Raw genomic sequence first — 17,131 nt, 5'->3', positions numbered from 1 at the left:
TTTTAGCCAAGAGCGCTTAAATCGAAAAGAGAAATAAATTTTATAATCGTTATTATGACGTTTATTATTTACATTTGAATCTACCAAATATACTCAACGTGATTAATGTGATAAAAATGAAATTTGAGGTTCGGACTGAACAACTTTTAGTTTTTAAACAATACAATTAATCAACAGATTTAAATAAAATATTCGTCAATAACACTATTAATCAATTAATTATGAGTAAGAATTCTTTTTTCTTCGCATTTATATTGTTTGTTCTTAATTCATACACAAGTGTCGGCCAGCAAAAAAGACTATCGGATTTTGATGGTTATCTTTTTGCGTATTTTGAAGGGTCCGGGGAAAAAAATATTCAGGAGCAGCTACGTTTTGCTGTAAGTTCAGATGCAGTTAACTGGTTCGCCCTGAATGGCAACAAACCAATTATCGCTTCCGAAAAAATATCAGCTACCGGCGGTATTCGCGATCCGCACATATTGCGTGGAGAAGAGCCAAATGCATATTATATCACGGCAACAGATATGTACACTTTTAAAGATGGATGGGGAAGCAATCCGGGAATAGTTATGCTGCATTCCAAAGACTTAATCAACTGGAAACATAGCGTAGTCGACCTGGCCAAAAGCTATCCAGCGAAGTTTGGTGGTGTTAAATGGGTTTGGGCCCCTCAAACCATCTATGACCCTCAAGTTAAAAAATACCTGGTCTATTTTACTGTTCGGTTTAACAATGATAACAGATTAGATTTTTATGGTGCCTATGCCAACAAGGATTTTTCAGGTTTCGAAAAAGAACCAAAATTAATGTTTAGCTCAAAATATGGTGCTATAGACGGAGATATCGTCTATAAAGATGGTACCTATAACATGTTCTTTAAAGGTAATACAAAAGATAGTTCGGGAAAGGAGATCAGCAATGGAATACAGAAAGCGACCAGCAAGTCACTTTGGGGGCCTTGGAAAGAAGATTTTAAATACCTGGATGCCTATTCTGAACAAAAGATTGTCGTTGAGGGATCTAGTGTATTCAAACTGAATAATTCTAAAGAATATGTTCTTATGTATGACCTTTATGCTGATCTTCGTTACGAATTTCAGCGCAGCACCGATCTTATTCATTTCAGCTCAAAGCCTGAGAAATTTACCAAGAACTTCAATCCCCGGCATGGCAGTGTGATTAGTATTACCCGCAATGAAGCACGTGCCTTACAGTCGGTTTGGGGAGGGGTTCCTGAAAACCTGTTGCGCCCGGTTAAGCCCGGCGATCGCTATAATTTTACCTCTTCGGGCAATCCCGTTATCAAACATGAATTCACGGCCGATCCCTCGGCTTTAGTTATGGGTGATACACTATGGCTTTTTGCGGGACATGATTATGCCGGCGGACAAACGGGATACAAAATGAAAGATTGGCTGGTGTATTCCTCTACAGATTTGAAGAACTGGACTGAATACCCCGTGCCCTTAAAAATCACGGATTTTAGCTGGGCAAAAAGCGGCGATGCTTACGCTGGTCAGGTGATAGAAAAAGCTGGCAAATATTATTGGTACATCAGTACGAACTGGTCGGGTATAGGCGTTGCGGTCGCTGACAGACCTGAAGGTCCATATAAGGATGCGTTGGGAAAACCATTATTGGTAAATAAAGATTGTTTTTCATCCACTCATGCATGGGCCTGCATCGATCCTACGGTTATTACGGACAATGATGGACATTCCTGGATTTTCTGGGGAAATAGCGAATGCTATTATGCTAAATTGAAAGAAAATATGATTGAAATAGACGGTGAGGTGAAGCAACTAAACACGAAGGGCTTTGAATATACGGAAGCTCCGTGGATTCATGTAAACAATGGTAAATATTACCTGTCCTACGCAAAGGGTTTTCCCGAGAAGATAGCTTATGCGACAAGCGATTCGATCGATGGACAATATAGCTACAAAGGGATAATCAATGAAATAGCGGGAAACAGTAATACCAATCACCAGTCTATAGTTAAATTTAAGGATCAATGGTATTTTATTTATCATAACGGAGCGATTCAAACCAATGGAGGAAGCTTTAGCCGCTCTATTTGCATCGATCGCTTAAGATATAATCCTGACGGAACTATTAAGAGAATTTCGATGACTTCTGAAGGAACCAATTGACGCGTTTTAATAAAATGAGACTTGTATACATTTAGCCTCTTAATAGATCGGTTAGGCTAGAAGACTCATAATCGTTGAGCTAAAAATTGAAAATAAGCTCTTTATATCGGGCAACTTTGAAAATGTTTGGGGTTCTCCAAAGACAAAAAAAGATGTAAAAAGCATGAAAAATTTGTCTCAAACAGATAGCGGAAAAATTCGTAATTGCATACATCAGTTATTTATGGTAGACTCAGAATCTCTTTGGTCGCTGGCTTGAGCCAGGCTCGCCCACTATAAAAACCGTCAAACGAAGAAATTTGGTGACGGTTTTGTTTTTCTAATGCTGGTTACCGTCAGCAATCTTGCTTTATAGCCCTCTTTAAAGTAGGGTTTTACATTGTTTTTTTAAAACTCAACGCAAAACCGTAACGGGAATTTTGCGGGCTAAAAAGAAAACTATGGAAACCGTAAGCGCAAAGGTTTATGAACAGTAATTCGATTGGTTAATTTTATTTTTCCTTTAGATAGTAATTACAGTTACTCTTTTCCAGTCTAGGCCATTAGCTAGTATCAACTTACGTAATCTTGCTTTTCTTCAATTACATTTGATATCACTGCGTTCCTTTATAATAATCATAAGTAACTTTAGTTATCTCAGCAATTATTTTTTCATTAGTTTCATTACTTTCTTTGGATCTACTAACAAAAGCACTGATAATAAAATATTTTCCGTTGGGTAAGAATACGATTCCAATATCATTAACTGCTTCTGTTATACCTTCTTTGTTTGTGCCAGATGAACCCGTTTTGTGAGCAACTATAGCGTTTTTAGGAAGCTGCCCCCTTATTCTTTCTTCTCCTGTTTGAGTTTCTTTCATTATCTTCCAAATAAAACCATAACTTTTTTCAGAAAGCAGCTTATTTTTATTATTATAAAATTTCTTCAATACCTCACTCGCAGCCTTAGGTGTTGTCCAGTTTTCGAACATCAGAACCCACTTTTTTTGTATATCCTCTTCATTTAATTTTATGGCTATATCTTTAATATTGTTATTTTTGATGTATTCTTCTACCACTTTGGGCCCACCAATTAATCTTAATAAAGCATCACATGCAACATTATCGCTTTGAGAAACAGCATATTGTATTAATGTTGAAATTTGAAACATGCCTCCATTTGGATTTTCATCTCTTAACGGGCTCCAAAGATTAGGTAATAACTCGTTTTTTGTGATACGAACTTTTTGACTCAAGGAAAATTGCCTTTTATCTATCTTCGATAGCGTAGCTAAAGCAATATGAAATTTGAATACACTCTGTAAGGGAAAGTGCCTGTCTCCGTTTAAAGAGAGCGTGTCTTTACCATCATTTCCGATAATAGATATGCCAACAACAGCTTTTTTAGATGCCAGAATTTTATTGATACTATGCTTCAAAGTATCTAAGTTTTGGGCAGAAGCTTGATAAGTTAAGAGAATTAAAAAGCATAGCAATATTATTCGGAACTTAGATTGGCCTTCGATTATTTTATTTAACATATAAAATTTAATATGAACAATTATAAGGCAAATTCTTTAATGATGATCTAAACTGTTTGATGGTTTTGTAGCTGAATTTAAAAAATACCGAAAAACTAGTATATGGGAAACCTTAAAAATAGGTAATTGTTATGGAATGGCTTTGGAATTGATACGAACGACGCTTAGGGTATCTCCTTGTTCGATATTTATAATACTAGAGCCGACCGCTTCAATGATAGTCAAGCAGAATAGGAGATGGACATTTGATAATGTAACTCGGTCTGAATGGTCATACTGAATCCCAATCATTCATACAAAACTTTAGCTCGCCGGTTTACTTTGAAAAACTGTAACTCGATTTGTTTGCTCCTATTTAGAAAACTGCAATTGATTAACCAATAGATCCATATGGTCAAAGAGTCTAAGAATCAATTGTATACTATTCTAAAATAAGTTGACCGATAGCTTTGGAATATCCACCATTGACCCGCAGTTCTGTCAGGAATGTGAGTACTTGAGTTATTTACAATATTCAATATCAGCTTAAATTACAATTTAGGGCAATAAAATGAACCTATCATTAAAAACGGGTCGGAATTGAAAATTAGGATACGGTACGCTAAATATTATTTGATAATTTAGGCCTGTTGAATTAGCTCAAATAATATAATGAACAGAAAATATACACTTGTTCTTTTTGTTTTGCTGTCATGTGCGATGTGGTCTAAGGCGCAGGTGCCGCTGGATCAGAAATCCTATGCTGACAGCCTGAATAACAGTCTGAAATTAAACACATCTGACAGCATAAAGGCCAGGACATATTTTCTTTTGTCCTACTATTACATTACTATTAATCAGGTTAAAAAATCAAAACTATGCCTAAACAAGGGCAGCGCACTTGGAAAAAGGTATCCCTACCTGCGGGCGGTCTCCTATTTCTATGAATCCATTGTATACCTTGAACTGGATATGGAAAGAAGCCGGCTCGCTGCACTAACTTGTGACAAACTGCTTTCCGTCTATTCTGATAAGGAAGCGTATCTCTTCCGGGCACGTGCCTTGCATAATACCGCTATCATTGAACAAAGAAAGGATAATATAAAGGGGATGGTGGATATCACGCTCAACAAGACCATTCCCCTGACAGAAAAAAGCGGCGATAAACTTAAACTTGCAAATTTTTATTCACAGCTGGCCATGGTTTTTACGAATATCCGAGAACGCAATAAAGCGGAAACCTATTATAATCTGGCTATTAAAATCGCAAAAGATAAATCCGCTAATTCACCGGTGTTACTTAATGCATATGTTTCTGCGGCTTTGAATTATAACTATTTGAGGAAATTTCCTCAGTCAAAGGCGATGCTGGATAAGGCAAAAGCTATTTTAATCCATTATCCCAAATCAAATTTACTAGCCGATTATTATTTCTCTGAAGGAAACTACTACCACGGCCAGCGTCAATTCAAGGCTGCATTGAATAGTTACGATATGGGGATTGCCGCGGCAAGGGCACTCAAACAAACTTATATGGTAAATTCGCTGTTGCTTCAAAAATATGCTTCATTAACCTATCTTAAAGATTATAAAGCTGCCCAGTTTATATTGGATAGTGTAATGAAAGACAGCGATTTTATGTCTTCCGCTAATAACCGTAAGGCTATTTTTAAGGAGCAGGCCAGGAACAATCTAAGTTTAGGTAATGTAAAAACTGCCTATCAATGGCTGGATCGCCAGTTAAAGATAACTGACAGCCTCTACCAAAGTAAGCGCAATGAAGAAATCAACGCACTTGAAGCAAAATTCAGGAGTGCAGAAAACAGAAAGCGGATTTCTGACCTTACTGCCGCCAATGAAAAAGTGAACCTTGAAGCTAAAAACAGGCTTTTAATGAACTGGCTGCTGGGCACGGTAAGTTTGTTTCTCACAATTATACTGGTTGCCGGTTATTTCTTTTTTCAAAAGAACAGGAAACTAAAAGAATTGAATTATCAGCAGGAGCTGAAGTACATAGATCAGCAGCATCAGGTTAAACTTACACGGGCTATGATCCATGGTCAGGATGAAGAACGTAAAAGGGTGGCACGCGACTTACACGACGGATTGGGCGGCATGCTTTCCGCTGTTAAAATAAACCTTTCCGGATATGCAGCGAAATCGCATTCGGAAGATGACCAGGAGCTCGGTTTAATTACCAGCAGGCTTGATAGCGCCATTACTGAATTGAGAGCTATAGCCGGCAATATGATGCCGGCATCCTTACTCCAGTTAGGCCTTAAAGTTTCTTTGAAAGATTTATGTGAATCTTTTATCTCAGATAATTTAAATATTGATTTCCAATGCATCGGCCTGACGGACAATATCCCTGTGGACAAGCAGGTGACTATTTACCGCATCGTACAGGAATTATTAAATAATGTGGTCAGGCATGCCAGGGCGAAAAATGTGTTATTGCAATGCAGCCGGTATGATGATAGTTTTATGATCACCATTGAGGATGATGGTGTGGGCTTTGATCCCGAATGCCTGAATGAAAAAACAGGAATGGGCATGACCAATATCAAAGCAAGGGTAGCCTATTTAAACGGCAAATTTGAGATCATGTCCTCTGATGGAAAGGGAACCAGCATTAATATAGAAGTGAATATCTGTACATAAGTCCATGGATAAGTGGGTACTGATAAAATATCATTCAAACCTTGACAAAGCTAAATTTTGGCTTTTTACAATAGTTCATAAATCGCTTGTGTATGTCAGAGAAGCATAAGATGCCTCATTACAGGGCGGTTAGTGCTTTGAAACTATCCCTAATCATCACGTTAGATTAAGGTAGACAGTGAATTGGGTAAGGGTTCGGCTTTCAACTTTCACCTTCCTGATTCTATTGGCTAAGCATTAATGCCATGACATTTGCGAAAAAAAAGGAACCATGTGCAACATAATAAAATGATTGTGTGTCTTATGCACAAACTCAAAAAATCACATGAACAATACGTTGTTAAAACATTCATTTCTCTTAGTTATTCTTCTTCTTTTTTATGCTACAGCGATATCCGCGCAGCAAACTAAAGAGGTTCCATCACCAGAATCATTCTTTCCAAAAGATCGGTCAAAGGTGCTGTTTGTCGGGTCTTTCCATTTCCATTATCCGGGATTAGATGCTCATGTGATAACAGAAAACGATAAAATAGATGTGCTTTCTGCTTCCAGACAAAAAGAACTTACAGATCTGGTAAATTATATCAAAAAATTTAATCCTACAAAAATTGCGATTGAAGCGGGGCCTGATTGGCAGGCGACAAAAAAGTTTAGAGAATATAAAGCAGGGGCACATCGCTTAGAACGGGATGAAAGGTACCAGCTTGGGATGCGTATTGCTGCTGAAATGAAACTAGATACAATTTATTCAATCGATGATGATTCTATGGTTTCGGAATTAAGGCAGGTAAACCCGGATTATGTTAAAGCATTATTTAAAGATTATGATTATAAAAGTGACGATAAGTACACTAAAATGTACGGGCGCTTTTACGCAAGTGAGGATAAATTACGCATTAAAATGAGCCTTTTAGCATTCTTTAAGCATATCAATTCAAGAATTTATCATCAGGTTGGATACGGGTCTTATCTGGTAGGGGATTTCAGGCTAGACGATAAAAGAGGGGCAGATGCACTCGCCATTAATTGGTACAGCAGGAATTTACGCATATTCAGAAATCTTCAGAATATTACTGAAAGCGCTCAGGACAGAATCCTGGTGATATTCGGAAACGGACATGCCTCGATTCTCAGGCAATTGCTGGAAAGTTCACCAGAATATCAATGGATTGAGTTTAATAAGCTAAAATGAATATGCTTAACAGACTGTTTTTCTTATATCCTTTCAAAATCTTAACCCTTTAAAGTTTCTTTTTAACTTTAAATGTTTTGGACAGTTGAACAATAAAAATGACTTCTGAAGTATTGGTGAGACCTCAGCGGTCGAAGGTGTAATGCCGGAAATGTGTGCCAGGAATAGTTTAGCGGCCTTTATTTAGTTGAAATCCAATTCCAATCATTAAAGAATGGGAATTGAACTTATAACTTCCCAGTTCAGAACTTACTTTATAAGGCATTAGACTTTGCTGGTATGTGGCTTCGATGTTAAACCGTCTTATCTGAACACCAATACCTGCTGAAATTCCTAAGTTAAATCCGGTTTTAAGAACCGTTTGAGCCAATGCTGCCTGGATGGCTTTAGTATGCTGCATGGTATCTAACGGAACCGGGGCGTAGCCCACCTTGCTGAAGATTGCTGTTTGCTTAAATGGAATGCTCAATACCGGGCCAACTTTAATACTAAAAGTTTTTGACAGCCTGTATCCTATATTAAAAGGAACATCCACTACATAAATTTTCCGAGAGTCAATTATGCCAAATGGAGGCAAGGAATCGGGGCGGAAGTAACTGGGATGGAAATAACTGCCCGATACCGTCCTCGCAGCGTTAATCGTAAATCCGGGGCTTAAGTACCAGCGGTTGTTAATAATGTCAAATGAGGCATATGCTCCAAAATAAATATTGCTGGCGAGGTTGTTGACATTATATCCTGCTTTTACGCCGTAATTGAAGCCAGTTCCGTAATCAAGCTTTAACCCATTTGAGTTCTTACTATCAAAGGGTGATCTACCATTAAAAAGCGCATTAAAAATCGAATTGCCTTTTGCTTTCACCGGCTTATCTTGTTTAACGCTCTTGATATAAACTTCTGTATTCTTTTTAACCTGTTTGTTCAGGTCTTTTTCAGGTGAAGGTATATCTTGGCTAATTGTGGTATGGTCAGCATTTGATAAATCAGTCGTCTTTTTACCGTTTCCTGAAGCATAATTCTTTTCTTTACTGGTTAAGGTTTGCTCTGATAAACCCTTGTCTCTGACATAAACTTCGTTTGCCCTCTGTTCAGTTGTTGTTGAAACCTTTCTTTTTGAGCCTCTGTAATTATCGTTCGGCATCGCTTTATCAACAGGGGACTGCTTAATGGTAGAATTTGCAATATTCAAACCCAGCTTATTACTCATGCCTGCGTTTTTTTGTGTCTTATAAGTACGAGGCGATGAACTATAGTTTAAGGCTACATTATTCGCCCTGTCTGCTTTTGAAAGCTGGGTTAATAAGATTTGGAAAAACCGCTTCTCTTACGAACCTGTGGGTAATTTTGTATATAAAGTATCTGAAAGAGAATTCGAAAAGTTCGCGGCGGGGTTAAATCTCCCGTTAGTGGCATTTAAAAAGATCAATCCTAACTTCTATTTTCAAGGCGCTGCTGATGTAAAAACCGATAATATAAACAGCAGGTTTTTATTAATAAAAATCAAGAAGAAGCTATTGGATATTTTGGTCGGCTTAAAAATATTTCCCGGTCAGGTGCTTTCGGCAATCGTTTTTAAGCAGGTTCCTGATAATGCAAAACTTGAAGAGCTAAAGATAAATGGCTACCATTTAGTATATATCCCTAAAAATCCCTATTTGTAGTTAAAATTAATGTAATTGCATCCAACAAATGCTTTTGGCCAGGTTAAGGAAATCACAGCCTTCTTAGCTGGAACTTAATCTCTGGTCAGGAGCAGAATGACAGAGATCACGATCGTTGAGTTGACCGGCACATAATCTTTAATATTGGATCTGAGGTATTTCAGCGCACTTGTAATTTGATTTTCTACACTTCTTTTTGAAATGCTAAGCATAGATGCGATTTCACTGTTGCTTAAATGTTCTTTCCGGCTTAACAAGAATATTTCACGGCATCTTTTCGGCAATAACTGAATATAACTGTTGATTTGTTTTTTCAGCTCTGAAACATTAAAACTTTCCTCCGCTTCATTTGCCTGATGAGCCTGAGTATTCTCTAAACTTTCATCTGTATAAAAAACACGATTTTTTGCATTTTTGGTTTGTAGCTCCTTATAAACCTGATAGCGCATGGAAGCCGTAAAATAACTTTTAAAATCTTTAATGTCTAAACTCTCTCTCCTGAGCCAGATGTTTAGGAAAATATCCTGAACCAGATTTTCGCAGGTAGCCTCATCCTTAACATAGCGCCGTGCAGTAGCCAAAAGTACGGGCAAATAGCGATCAAAAACGACTTTAAATGCTGATTCACTCCCATTTTTTATGGCGTTCCAGAGTACTTCTTCGTTGGCATCGGGGATGACTAGTTTCATTTTTGCAAATTTCACTTACCGAAGTAAAGGCTTTGTTAACTCATTGTTAATTTATTAATAATCAGAAGAATGGCAATAAAAAATTTTTGAAACAATGTGTGTACGGTATGTTTTTTTCCTCTATACAATAAAACAACCAAGCATGACCAAAACTGAATACCTCTCGCTTTATGAAAAATACCTGAAAGGAAATTGCACTCCAGAAGAAATAGAGGCACTCCAGGATTATTCTGATGATTTTAGTTTGGCAGCGCCTGAGGAAATATCGCCAGAAAAGGTTGAGCTGCTCTACTCAAGATTGAAATTAGCGATTCAAGATAAAGAGCGGACCAAAACACGACCACTGTATTGGCGGATTTCGGTTGCAGCATCAATAGTCCTGCTTTTATTTGCCGGCTTAATGTATTCCCTTCACTCTATACAACAAGCTCCAGCTTTATCCTTAGCCAAGGAGGTTAAACCCATTTATCCAGGCTCGAACAAGGCAGTTTTAACACTCGGTGATGGAAGAACCATTATCCTAAACAATGCCGGGAACGGAGAAATTGCTTCAGAAAATGGCACCCAGGTTAGAAAAGATAGCGACGGGCTACTATCTTACCAGGTAGGCGAAACCATTAGCGAGGAGCTGGTTTACAACACCGTTTCCACTCCACGCGGCGGGCAGTATAGCCTGATATTGCCAGATGGGTCAAAAGTATGGCTAAATGCAGAAACCAAACTTAAATTCCCGAACAGGTTTGTGGGCGATAAAAGAGAAGTAGATCTGGATGGAGAAGGATATTTTGAAATCGCCAAGAATAAGCAAAAACCGTTTTTCGTAAAAGCAAATGGGGTTAGCGTAAAAGTGCTCGGCACCCATTTTAACGTTATGGCCTATAAGGATGAGCCCGTTGTTCGCACCACACTGGTAGAGGGCAGGGTAATCATGTCTGCAGCAGGGCAGTCTGTTTACCTAATTCTTGGTCAACAAGGGCTGTTCAGCAAAGATGGTTTGATGGTTTCAAATGCCGATGTAGAGGGAGACCTGGCTTGGAAAAATGGATATTTTGTTTTCAATGATGAAAGCTTGGGCACTATAATGCACAAAATTTCCAGATGGTACAATGTAGATATAGACATGCAAACCACCAATAAACTTTCTTATACAGGTTCGGTATCCAGATTTAAAAATATTGATGAGGTACTGAAAGTACTGAGTTTAACCGGAACAGTGAAATTTAAGATTGAAGGAAGGAGGGTAATCGTAAGCAACTAACCAATCTTTCTTTGACCAAAGGGATTAACCACCCGTAAACAAACTAAAAAATGAAATTTTTCAATCTTAATAAACATAGCCGCTCAACAAAGCTCCAGGCCGGTAAGGCGATAAAGTTGACCGCTTTACTTTTGTTCCTTTTTTGCGTACAGGTAAAAGCTTCGCTTTTTGCTCAAAATATTACGCTCGATTTAAAAAATGCCCAACTTAAACAGGTATTTATAGAAATCAAAAAACAAAGTGGTTACGATTTCCTGTTTAACAACGAAATGCTCAACCAAATTGGTCCATTAAGCATTTCAGTGAAAAATGTAACGGTAGAACAAGCCTTAGATAAGAGCCTGCAATACCTCCCTTTAAGCTATTCAATCGAAAAAAACACCATTGTAATTAAAAGAAAAGCTTTGCAGAAAGCAGAGATTTCTGGAATGGTGAACGACGAAACCGGAAGAGCTATCCCTGGTGCAAGTGTAATCAACGAAACGACCAAAAGAACAGTTGCTACCGATGATGCTGGCCGCTTTAGCATAACCGCCACTCCCGGCGATGTAATTAAGATTAGGGTAGTAGGTTATGAAGAATATACCTTCAAGGTGGATGCAAGAATCAACTACCCACTTTCGCTAAAACCAAGTTCAGTAGGACTAAATGATGTTGTAGTAGTTGGTTACGGCACGCAAAAGAAGGCGAATGTAACAGGTGCAATCTCTCAGGTAGATGCTAAAGTGCTTGACAATCGTCCAATTACAGCCGTTTCAACAGGGCTACAAGGTACGGTTACCGGTTTAACAATTATTGGTGGAAGCGGTCAGCCTGGTGCATCAAATTCTGCACTCAGGATAAGAGGTACGGGAACAACCAACAACCCTAATCCTTTTATTTTGATAGATGGAGTACCTGGTGATGTGAACTGGATTAACCCGGATGATATTGAAAGTGTAACTGTATTAAAAGATGCAGCATCTTCTTCTATTTATGGATCAAGAGCAGCCAATGGCGTAATTTTGGTAACGACCAAAAAGGGTAAATTTAACCAGAAACCCATCATTTCATACAATGGCTACTATGGTTTCCAAAAGCCTACCCGTTTGCCAAAAATGTTAGGCTCGGTAGAGTATATGACGCTTTTAGGCGAAGCACAAGTGAATGCCGGTCTTCCAAAATCATACACCGATGCTCAAATTGAAGTGGCCAGAAACGGTTCAGATCCCGACTATTTTGCCAACACCAACTGGACGGATGCACTCATCAAAGACTACGCTCCACAGCAGAATCATGCCATCAGTGTAAATGGCGGAAGCAATGATTTCAATTATTACTTTTCTTACGCCAGAGAAAATCAAGATGGGTTAATTGCCGGAGATCAATACCGCTTTGCAAAGAACAATGCCCGTGTTAAATTATCGGCCATTAAGCTATTAGATATTCTGGATGTAGATGTTAACCTCGGCTACCTCGATCGGAATCAAAACCAACCTGCCTCCGATACAGATGGAGGTGGCGGCGCTATATATACTGCTTTTACCAGTTCTCCACTTACACCCGTTCGTTTTACAACGGGTACCTGGGGTTACGGCGGTGGATCAAGCAACCCTTTGGCTATCGCAACCGATGGAGGATTTAACAATTTTTTTTCAAAGGAATTTACATCAAACATTACCGGGACCTTGCATTTGCTAAAGGGACTTGATTTAAAGAGCCAATATGGATTAATTGCAAGTTCTCAAAAACGTAGAACTTTTAACCGTAGAATAGATTACTACAATCCGGTAAGCAACGCCATCATCTACACCACCACACCAAACAACTCTCTAAGGGATATTGGAACAACCACTACCCTGCAAAATTTATCCATGCAGGCAGATTATACCCTTAATTTAAACAACCACCATTTTAAATTCCTCGCTGGATACCAACAAGAAACCTATCTTTTCGACGCTTTTTCAGCATCAAAAACAAATCTGGTCAGTGATGATGTTCCCGTATTAAACATCGGGTCGCTCAATCCTACCGCAACAGGTGATGCCTATCAGTATGCACTTCAGTCGTTGTTTTCTAGAATAAACTATGACTTTAATGGGAAATACCTTTTTGAATTCAACTTGAGGTATGATGGTTCTTCCAGATACGCACCCGGACACAAATGGGGCTTATTCCCGTCTGTTTCAGCAGGATGGAGGTTTAGCGAAGAATCTTTTTTCAAATCTTCAGAGCAAAAATGGTTTACTGATGGTAAAATCAGAGCATCATATGGTAGTTTAGGTAATCAGTATGGTGCAGATGGGCCTGCCTATTCTGAATGGTATCCTTATGTTAAAGTACTTAACAGTGTAGGCACTATGCCAATTGGCAATATCCTCACCACCGGATTTGCCCAAACCATTCTTTCCAATCCATTATTACAATGGGAAAAAGCCACGATGCTTAATATTGGCTTAGATCTCGGTTTTTTCAACAACAGGCTAACCTTTACCGGCGATTGGTTCAATAAGAAAACAGTTGATATACAACTTAAAGTGCCGCAGCCTGATGTAATTGGTCTTACCGTTTCCGATCAAAACGCAGGAGCAATCTCCAATAAAGGCTATGAGATTAGCCTGGGCTGGAACGACAATATCGGAGGGCTAAAATATGGTATTACTGGGCAGTTTTTCGACATCAAAAACAAGGTTACCGATTTAGGTGGTGTTCCACCCACCTTTGGCGACCGAATTAGGCAGGTTGGAGATCCCTTAGACGCCTATTATGGATACCGCACAGATGGACTTGCACAAGAAGCTGATTTTACAAAAGATGCAAATGGAAAGTACGCGCCGAAGTTTCCGATATTTTCAGCTGATGCAGGAAAGGTTGCCCCAGGCGATCTGAAATACCGTGATTTAAACGGAGATGGTGTAATTAGTGCAGACTTAGACCGGGAAGTTATCGGAGATGCCTATCCAAGATATAATTATTCCTTTAGGTTGGATGCAGCCTATCATAATTTCGACATCAGCGTATTTTTGCAAGGCGTTGGAGAAGCAAATGGCTACATCACAGGGTCAGGTATTCATGCCTATAATGCAGATGCCGCTTTCCCACAAGAAGTACATTTGGATAGATGGACACCTCAAAATACAGGCGGTTCTTATCCCAGGTTTGTATATAAAGACACTAGAAATACCGCCAGACTGGCTGATTACTGGTTGCAGGATGCTGCTTATTTAAGGGTTAAAAATCTACAGCTGGGTTATACAATCCCTGGAAATTTTTTGAAAAAAATCCATGTAGAGAGGCTTCGAATATATGCCTCTGCAGATAATATTTTTACCAATACCAATTTCTTTTACGCTTATGATCCGGAAACACAAGCATCTAGCGGTGGATTATACCCGCAAGTCAAAACTTTTATTTTCGGTCTTTCCCTCAAGTTAAAATAAAATAGCCATGAAAAATCAAAACCAATATATGAACAGCCGCAGATCTTTCTTACGATCTACGGGCATGCTGGGTGCGTCGGCAATGATCCCTTCATTCTTCTTGTCGGCCTGTAAAAAAGATTTTCTCGATCGCCAGCCACTAGATTCAGTAACTGACATCAGTTTCTGGAAAACTGAAGAACAGTTAAAACTCGCTGTGAACGCTTGTTATAACAACCTTCGCGGAAACAATACGATAGGGATGGAAAACATGGGTGATAATACCATTTATCCACCAAATTCTGAATATCAGGCCATATCTGCAGGTAACTACGATTTTACAATAGGAACGATAAATTCTGAATGGGTAAATTTATATGCAGCCATTAGAAGATGTAACCACTTTATGGAAAACTATACCAAAGCCAGCGGTATAGTGCCTGCTGTTTTAGCCGGATATGCCGGACAGGTACAATTCCTTAGAGCTTTTATGTATTCTTACCTCATTTTTCTCTTTGGAGATGTGCCTTTAATCATCAAAACACTTGATATTGGAGATGAAGAGGTTTATGGCCCAAGAAACAAACGAGCCGAAGTGCTCGACTATGTATTTGCAGATTTGGATGCAGCGGCAATAGCTTTGCCAACAACTTACCCATCAGCGACAGATTTGGGCCGCATTACCAAGGGAGCCGCTTTAGCATGGAAAGCTCGGGTTGCGCTCTTCTTCGAGAAATGGGATATTGCCGAAACGGCCTCAAAAGCCGTTATGGACCTTAATGTTTATTCACTTTATTCCGCGGGAGGTACTGCAAAGGCCTATAATGATTTATTTACCTACAAAGGAAAACTATCAGCTGGTGCAAACAAAGAAACCATCTTGGCCCGACCATACGTGGCTGGGGTAAGCGTACATAATACCAGTAGAGAAATACAGGTGCCGGATCAAACCAGTAGATATTCGCCAACCAAATCATTGGTGGATAGCTATTTGTGTATAGATGGCTTACCGATAGACAAATCACCGCTTTATAGTGAGAGTACCTATGCAAACATCTTCAAGAACCGCGATCCAAGAATGACTCAAACCATTTTAAGTCCAGGATCTGCTTGGGGTGGCCAGGATGACGGAGATGCGGATGCAACCTCTAATGCGATTTTCAACACACCAAAGTGGAACGCCGATAAAAAAGGCTCCATCACCGGAACAGGATACTACTTTACCAAATACGTGGAGATTCCTGCAGTTGGCGTAGTGAGCCAGGATTCAAACGATATTCATCATATTCGATATGCGGAAGTATTGCTTATTAACGCAGAGGCGAAACTGGAAAAAGGAACATTGGCACAGGCAGATTTAGACCGGACAATCAATTTGCTTCGCGATAGGGTTGGCATGAAAAGAATGGTCATTACAGAACTTGCAGCAGCAGGGCTCGATTTGAGAACAGAAATTCGAAGAGAACGCAGAGTTGAACTCGCGCTTGAAGGCCAGCGATATTACGACATCTTGCGTTGGAAAGCAGGTGAGCTACTTGCTCAAGATGTTAGAGGAATGAAAAAGAGCCTCGTAGAGAGTTTTAACCAACAATATGTTGCAACCATTGCGACCGATGCAAGCGGCTACTTTGTAGTGAATACGGGCAGAAGGTTTGTTGCGCCTAAAAACTACTTATGGCCTATCCCGATTACCCAACTCCAGAAAAATCCTGCTCTGGGACAGAATCCCGGCTGGTAAAATGTACTTCAGTGTTTCCTGTTTTCAGGAAACACTGATTTTTTAAAACAACGATATGAAAAAAATACACCTAATCTTATGGCTTCCCGCACTAATCTTTTTTAGTTGCTCACCAAAAATCAATCCATCCGCTAGCAACGCCCCAGAAGGTAGCCTGCGAGTAATGGCTTACAATATTCATCATGGCAACCCACCATCAAAAGAAAAAGAAGGTACTATTGATATTGATGCCATTGCAGCTGCAATTAAGCTTCAATCTCCAGATTTGGTTGCCCTTCAGGAGGTGGATGTAAACACCAATAGATCTGGAGGCATAAATGAGGCTGTGCTTTTAGCGCAGAAACTTAAAATGAATTTTTATTTCGCTAAGGCTATAGCGCATGATGGTGGCGATTATGGAGTGGCTATCCTTTCCCGTTTCCCAATCTCTGAAGGCAAAACATTTATGCTTCCTAAAAATAGCGATCCACGGTCGGAGCAACGCGTACTTGCTACAGCGAAGATAGAGATTGCTAAAAACATATTTATCCGTTTTGCCTCTACGCACCTGGATGCACAGAAAACAACGGAGAATCGCATTTTGCAGGCAAAGGAAATTAACCAATTGCTAAAAGATGAAGCGCTTCCTGTGGTGTTAGGAGGAGATTTGAATGCCACACCAGATGCTGAATCGATCAAAATTTTTGACGCGCTCTTTACCCGTACTTGCCAAACTTGCGACTTTAGCATTCCAGTTATTAATCCAACAAAAACCATCGATCACATTGGCTATAAGCCTGCAGGTGCCTTCAAAGTGCTTTCACATCAGGCCATTCCAGAACGCTATGCATCTGATCATCTGCCGATATTATCTGTTTTGCAATACAAACCATAACTAAA

General features: G+C 39.3%; 11 protein-coding genes. 8 read left to right on the top strand and 3 right to left on the bottom strand.

The features are described 5' to 3' along the window. Nucleotides 1–221: 221 nt before the first annotated feature. A complete protein-coding gene (locus OQ267_RS11440) occupies nucleotides 222–2,156 on the top strand; it encodes a family 43 glycosylhydrolase (protein ID WP_265836025.1) in 1,935 nt (644 codons plus the stop codon). Between the two features lie 593 nt (nucleotides 2,157–2,749). Here OQ267_RS11440 and bla read toward each other — a convergent pair. Further along, nucleotides 2,750–3,676: a class A beta-lactamase, subclass A2 gene (gene bla / locus OQ267_RS11435; protein WP_265836024.1), complete on the bottom strand. Its 927-nt coding sequence runs from the start codon at nucleotides 3,674–3,676 to the stop codon at nucleotides 2,750–2,752. A 651-nt stretch (nucleotides 3,677–4,327) separates the two neighbouring features. On the opposite strand from bla, the gene OQ267_RS11430 reads away from it, so the two are divergent. Together OQ267_RS11430 and OQ267_RS11425 are read left to right on the top strand one after the other, a co-directional pair. Then, complete coding sequence (locus tag OQ267_RS11430; RefSeq protein ID WP_265836023.1) at nucleotides 4,328–6,316, top strand: sensor histidine kinase; 1,989 nt, start codon at nucleotides 4,328–4,330, stop codon at nucleotides 6,314–6,316. 325 nt (nucleotides 6,317–6,641) lie between these two features. Next, nucleotides 6,642–7,508, top strand: coding sequence for a DUF5694 domain-containing protein (locus OQ267_RS11425; RefSeq protein ID WP_265836022.1), 867 nt, complete (start codon nucleotides 6,642–6,644; stop codon nucleotides 7,506–7,508). 169 nt (nucleotides 7,509–7,677) lie between these two features. Here OQ267_RS11425 and OQ267_RS11420 read toward each other — a convergent pair whose 3' ends face one another. Then, nucleotides 7,678–8,715, bottom strand: a complete 1,038-nt coding sequence (locus OQ267_RS11420; protein WP_265836021.1) for a hypothetical protein — start codon at nucleotides 8,713–8,715, stop codon at nucleotides 7,678–7,680. Nucleotides 8,716–8,914: 199 nt separating this feature from the next. Between OQ267_RS11420 and OQ267_RS11415 the strand changes: the two genes are divergently transcribed. Beyond that, a complete protein-coding gene (locus OQ267_RS11415) occupies nucleotides 8,915–9,169 on the top strand; it encodes a hypothetical protein (protein WP_265836020.1) in 255 nt (84 codons plus the stop codon). A 74-nt stretch (nucleotides 9,170–9,243) separates the two neighbouring features. On the opposite strand, the gene OQ267_RS11410 is transcribed toward OQ267_RS11415, so the two are convergent. Continuing rightward, the gene (locus OQ267_RS11410; protein WP_265836019.1) at nucleotides 9,244–9,858 is read right to left on the bottom strand and encodes an RNA polymerase sigma-70 factor; all 615 of its coding nucleotides are present in this window, start codon (nucleotides 9,856–9,858) and stop codon (nucleotides 9,244–9,246) included. Nucleotides 9,859–10,000: 142 nt separating this feature from the next. Here OQ267_RS11410 and OQ267_RS11405 point away from each other — a divergent pair, with 142 nt between their 5' ends. From OQ267_RS11405 to OQ267_RS11390, 4 genes are read left to right on the top strand one after another with little or no spacing between them, the layout of a single operon-like run. After that, nucleotides 10,001–11,116, top strand: a complete 1,116-nt coding sequence (locus OQ267_RS11405; RefSeq protein WP_265836018.1) for a FecR family protein — start codon at nucleotides 10,001–10,003, stop codon at nucleotides 11,114–11,116. A gap of 50 nt (nucleotides 11,117–11,166) precedes the next feature. Continuing rightward, nucleotides 11,167–14,535: a TonB-dependent receptor gene (locus tag OQ267_RS11400; protein ID WP_265836017.1), complete on the top strand. Its 3,369-nt coding sequence runs from the start codon at nucleotides 11,167–11,169 to the stop codon at nucleotides 14,533–14,535. Between the two features lie 7 nt (nucleotides 14,536–14,542). Continuing rightward, nucleotides 14,543–16,252, top strand: a complete 1,710-nt coding sequence (locus OQ267_RS11395) for a RagB/SusD family nutrient uptake outer membrane protein (protein WP_265836016.1) — start codon at nucleotides 14,543–14,545, stop codon at nucleotides 16,250–16,252. Between the two features lie 55 nt (nucleotides 16,253–16,307). Continuing rightward, nucleotides 16,308–17,126, top strand: a complete 819-nt coding sequence (locus OQ267_RS11390) for an endonuclease/exonuclease/phosphatase family protein (protein WP_265836015.1) — start codon at nucleotides 16,308–16,310, stop codon at nucleotides 17,124–17,126. Nucleotides 17,127–17,131 lie beyond the last annotated feature (5 nt).

Source organism: Pedobacter sp. MR22-3, from assembly GCF_026240075.1.
Taxonomy (GTDB): Bacteria; Bacteroidota; Bacteroidia; order Sphingobacteriales; family Sphingobacteriaceae; genus Pedobacter.
Note: the sequence above shows the minus strand (reverse complement) of the source record. Positions and strands in the feature narration are given on the sequence as shown.

Coding starts and splice junctions, on each gene's coding strand:
- OQ267_RS11440 (WP_265836025.1), top strand. CDS start 222: ATGAGTAAGAATTCTTTTTTCTTCGCATTTATATTGTTTGTTCTTAAT.
- bla (WP_265836024.1), bottom strand. CDS start 3,676: ATGTTAAATAAAATAATCGAAGGCCAATCTAAGTTCCGAATAATATTG.
- OQ267_RS11430 (WP_265836023.1), top strand. CDS start 4,328: ATGAACAGAAAATATACACTTGTTCTTTTTGTTTTGCTGTCATGTGCG.
- OQ267_RS11425 (WP_265836022.1), top strand. CDS start 6,642: ATGAACAATACGTTGTTAAAACATTCATTTCTCTTAGTTATTCTTCTT.
- OQ267_RS11420 (WP_265836021.1), bottom strand. CDS start 8,715: ATGAGTAATAAGCTGGGTTTGAATATTGCAAATTCTACCATTAAGCAG.
- OQ267_RS11410 (WP_265836019.1), bottom strand. CDS start 9,858: ATGAAACTAGTCATCCCCGATGCCAACGAAGAAGTACTCTGGAACGCC.
- OQ267_RS11405 (WP_265836018.1), top strand. CDS start 10,001: ATGACCAAAACTGAATACCTCTCGCTTTATGAAAAATACCTGAAAGGA.
- OQ267_RS11400 (WP_265836017.1), top strand. CDS start 11,167: ATGAAATTTTTCAATCTTAATAAACATAGCCGCTCAACAAAGCTCCAG.
- OQ267_RS11395 (WP_265836016.1), top strand. CDS start 14,543: ATGAAAAATCAAAACCAATATATGAACAGCCGCAGATCTTTCTTACGA.
- OQ267_RS11390 (WP_265836015.1), top strand. CDS start 16,308: ATGAAAAAAATACACCTAATCTTATGGCTTCCCGCACTAATCTTTTTT.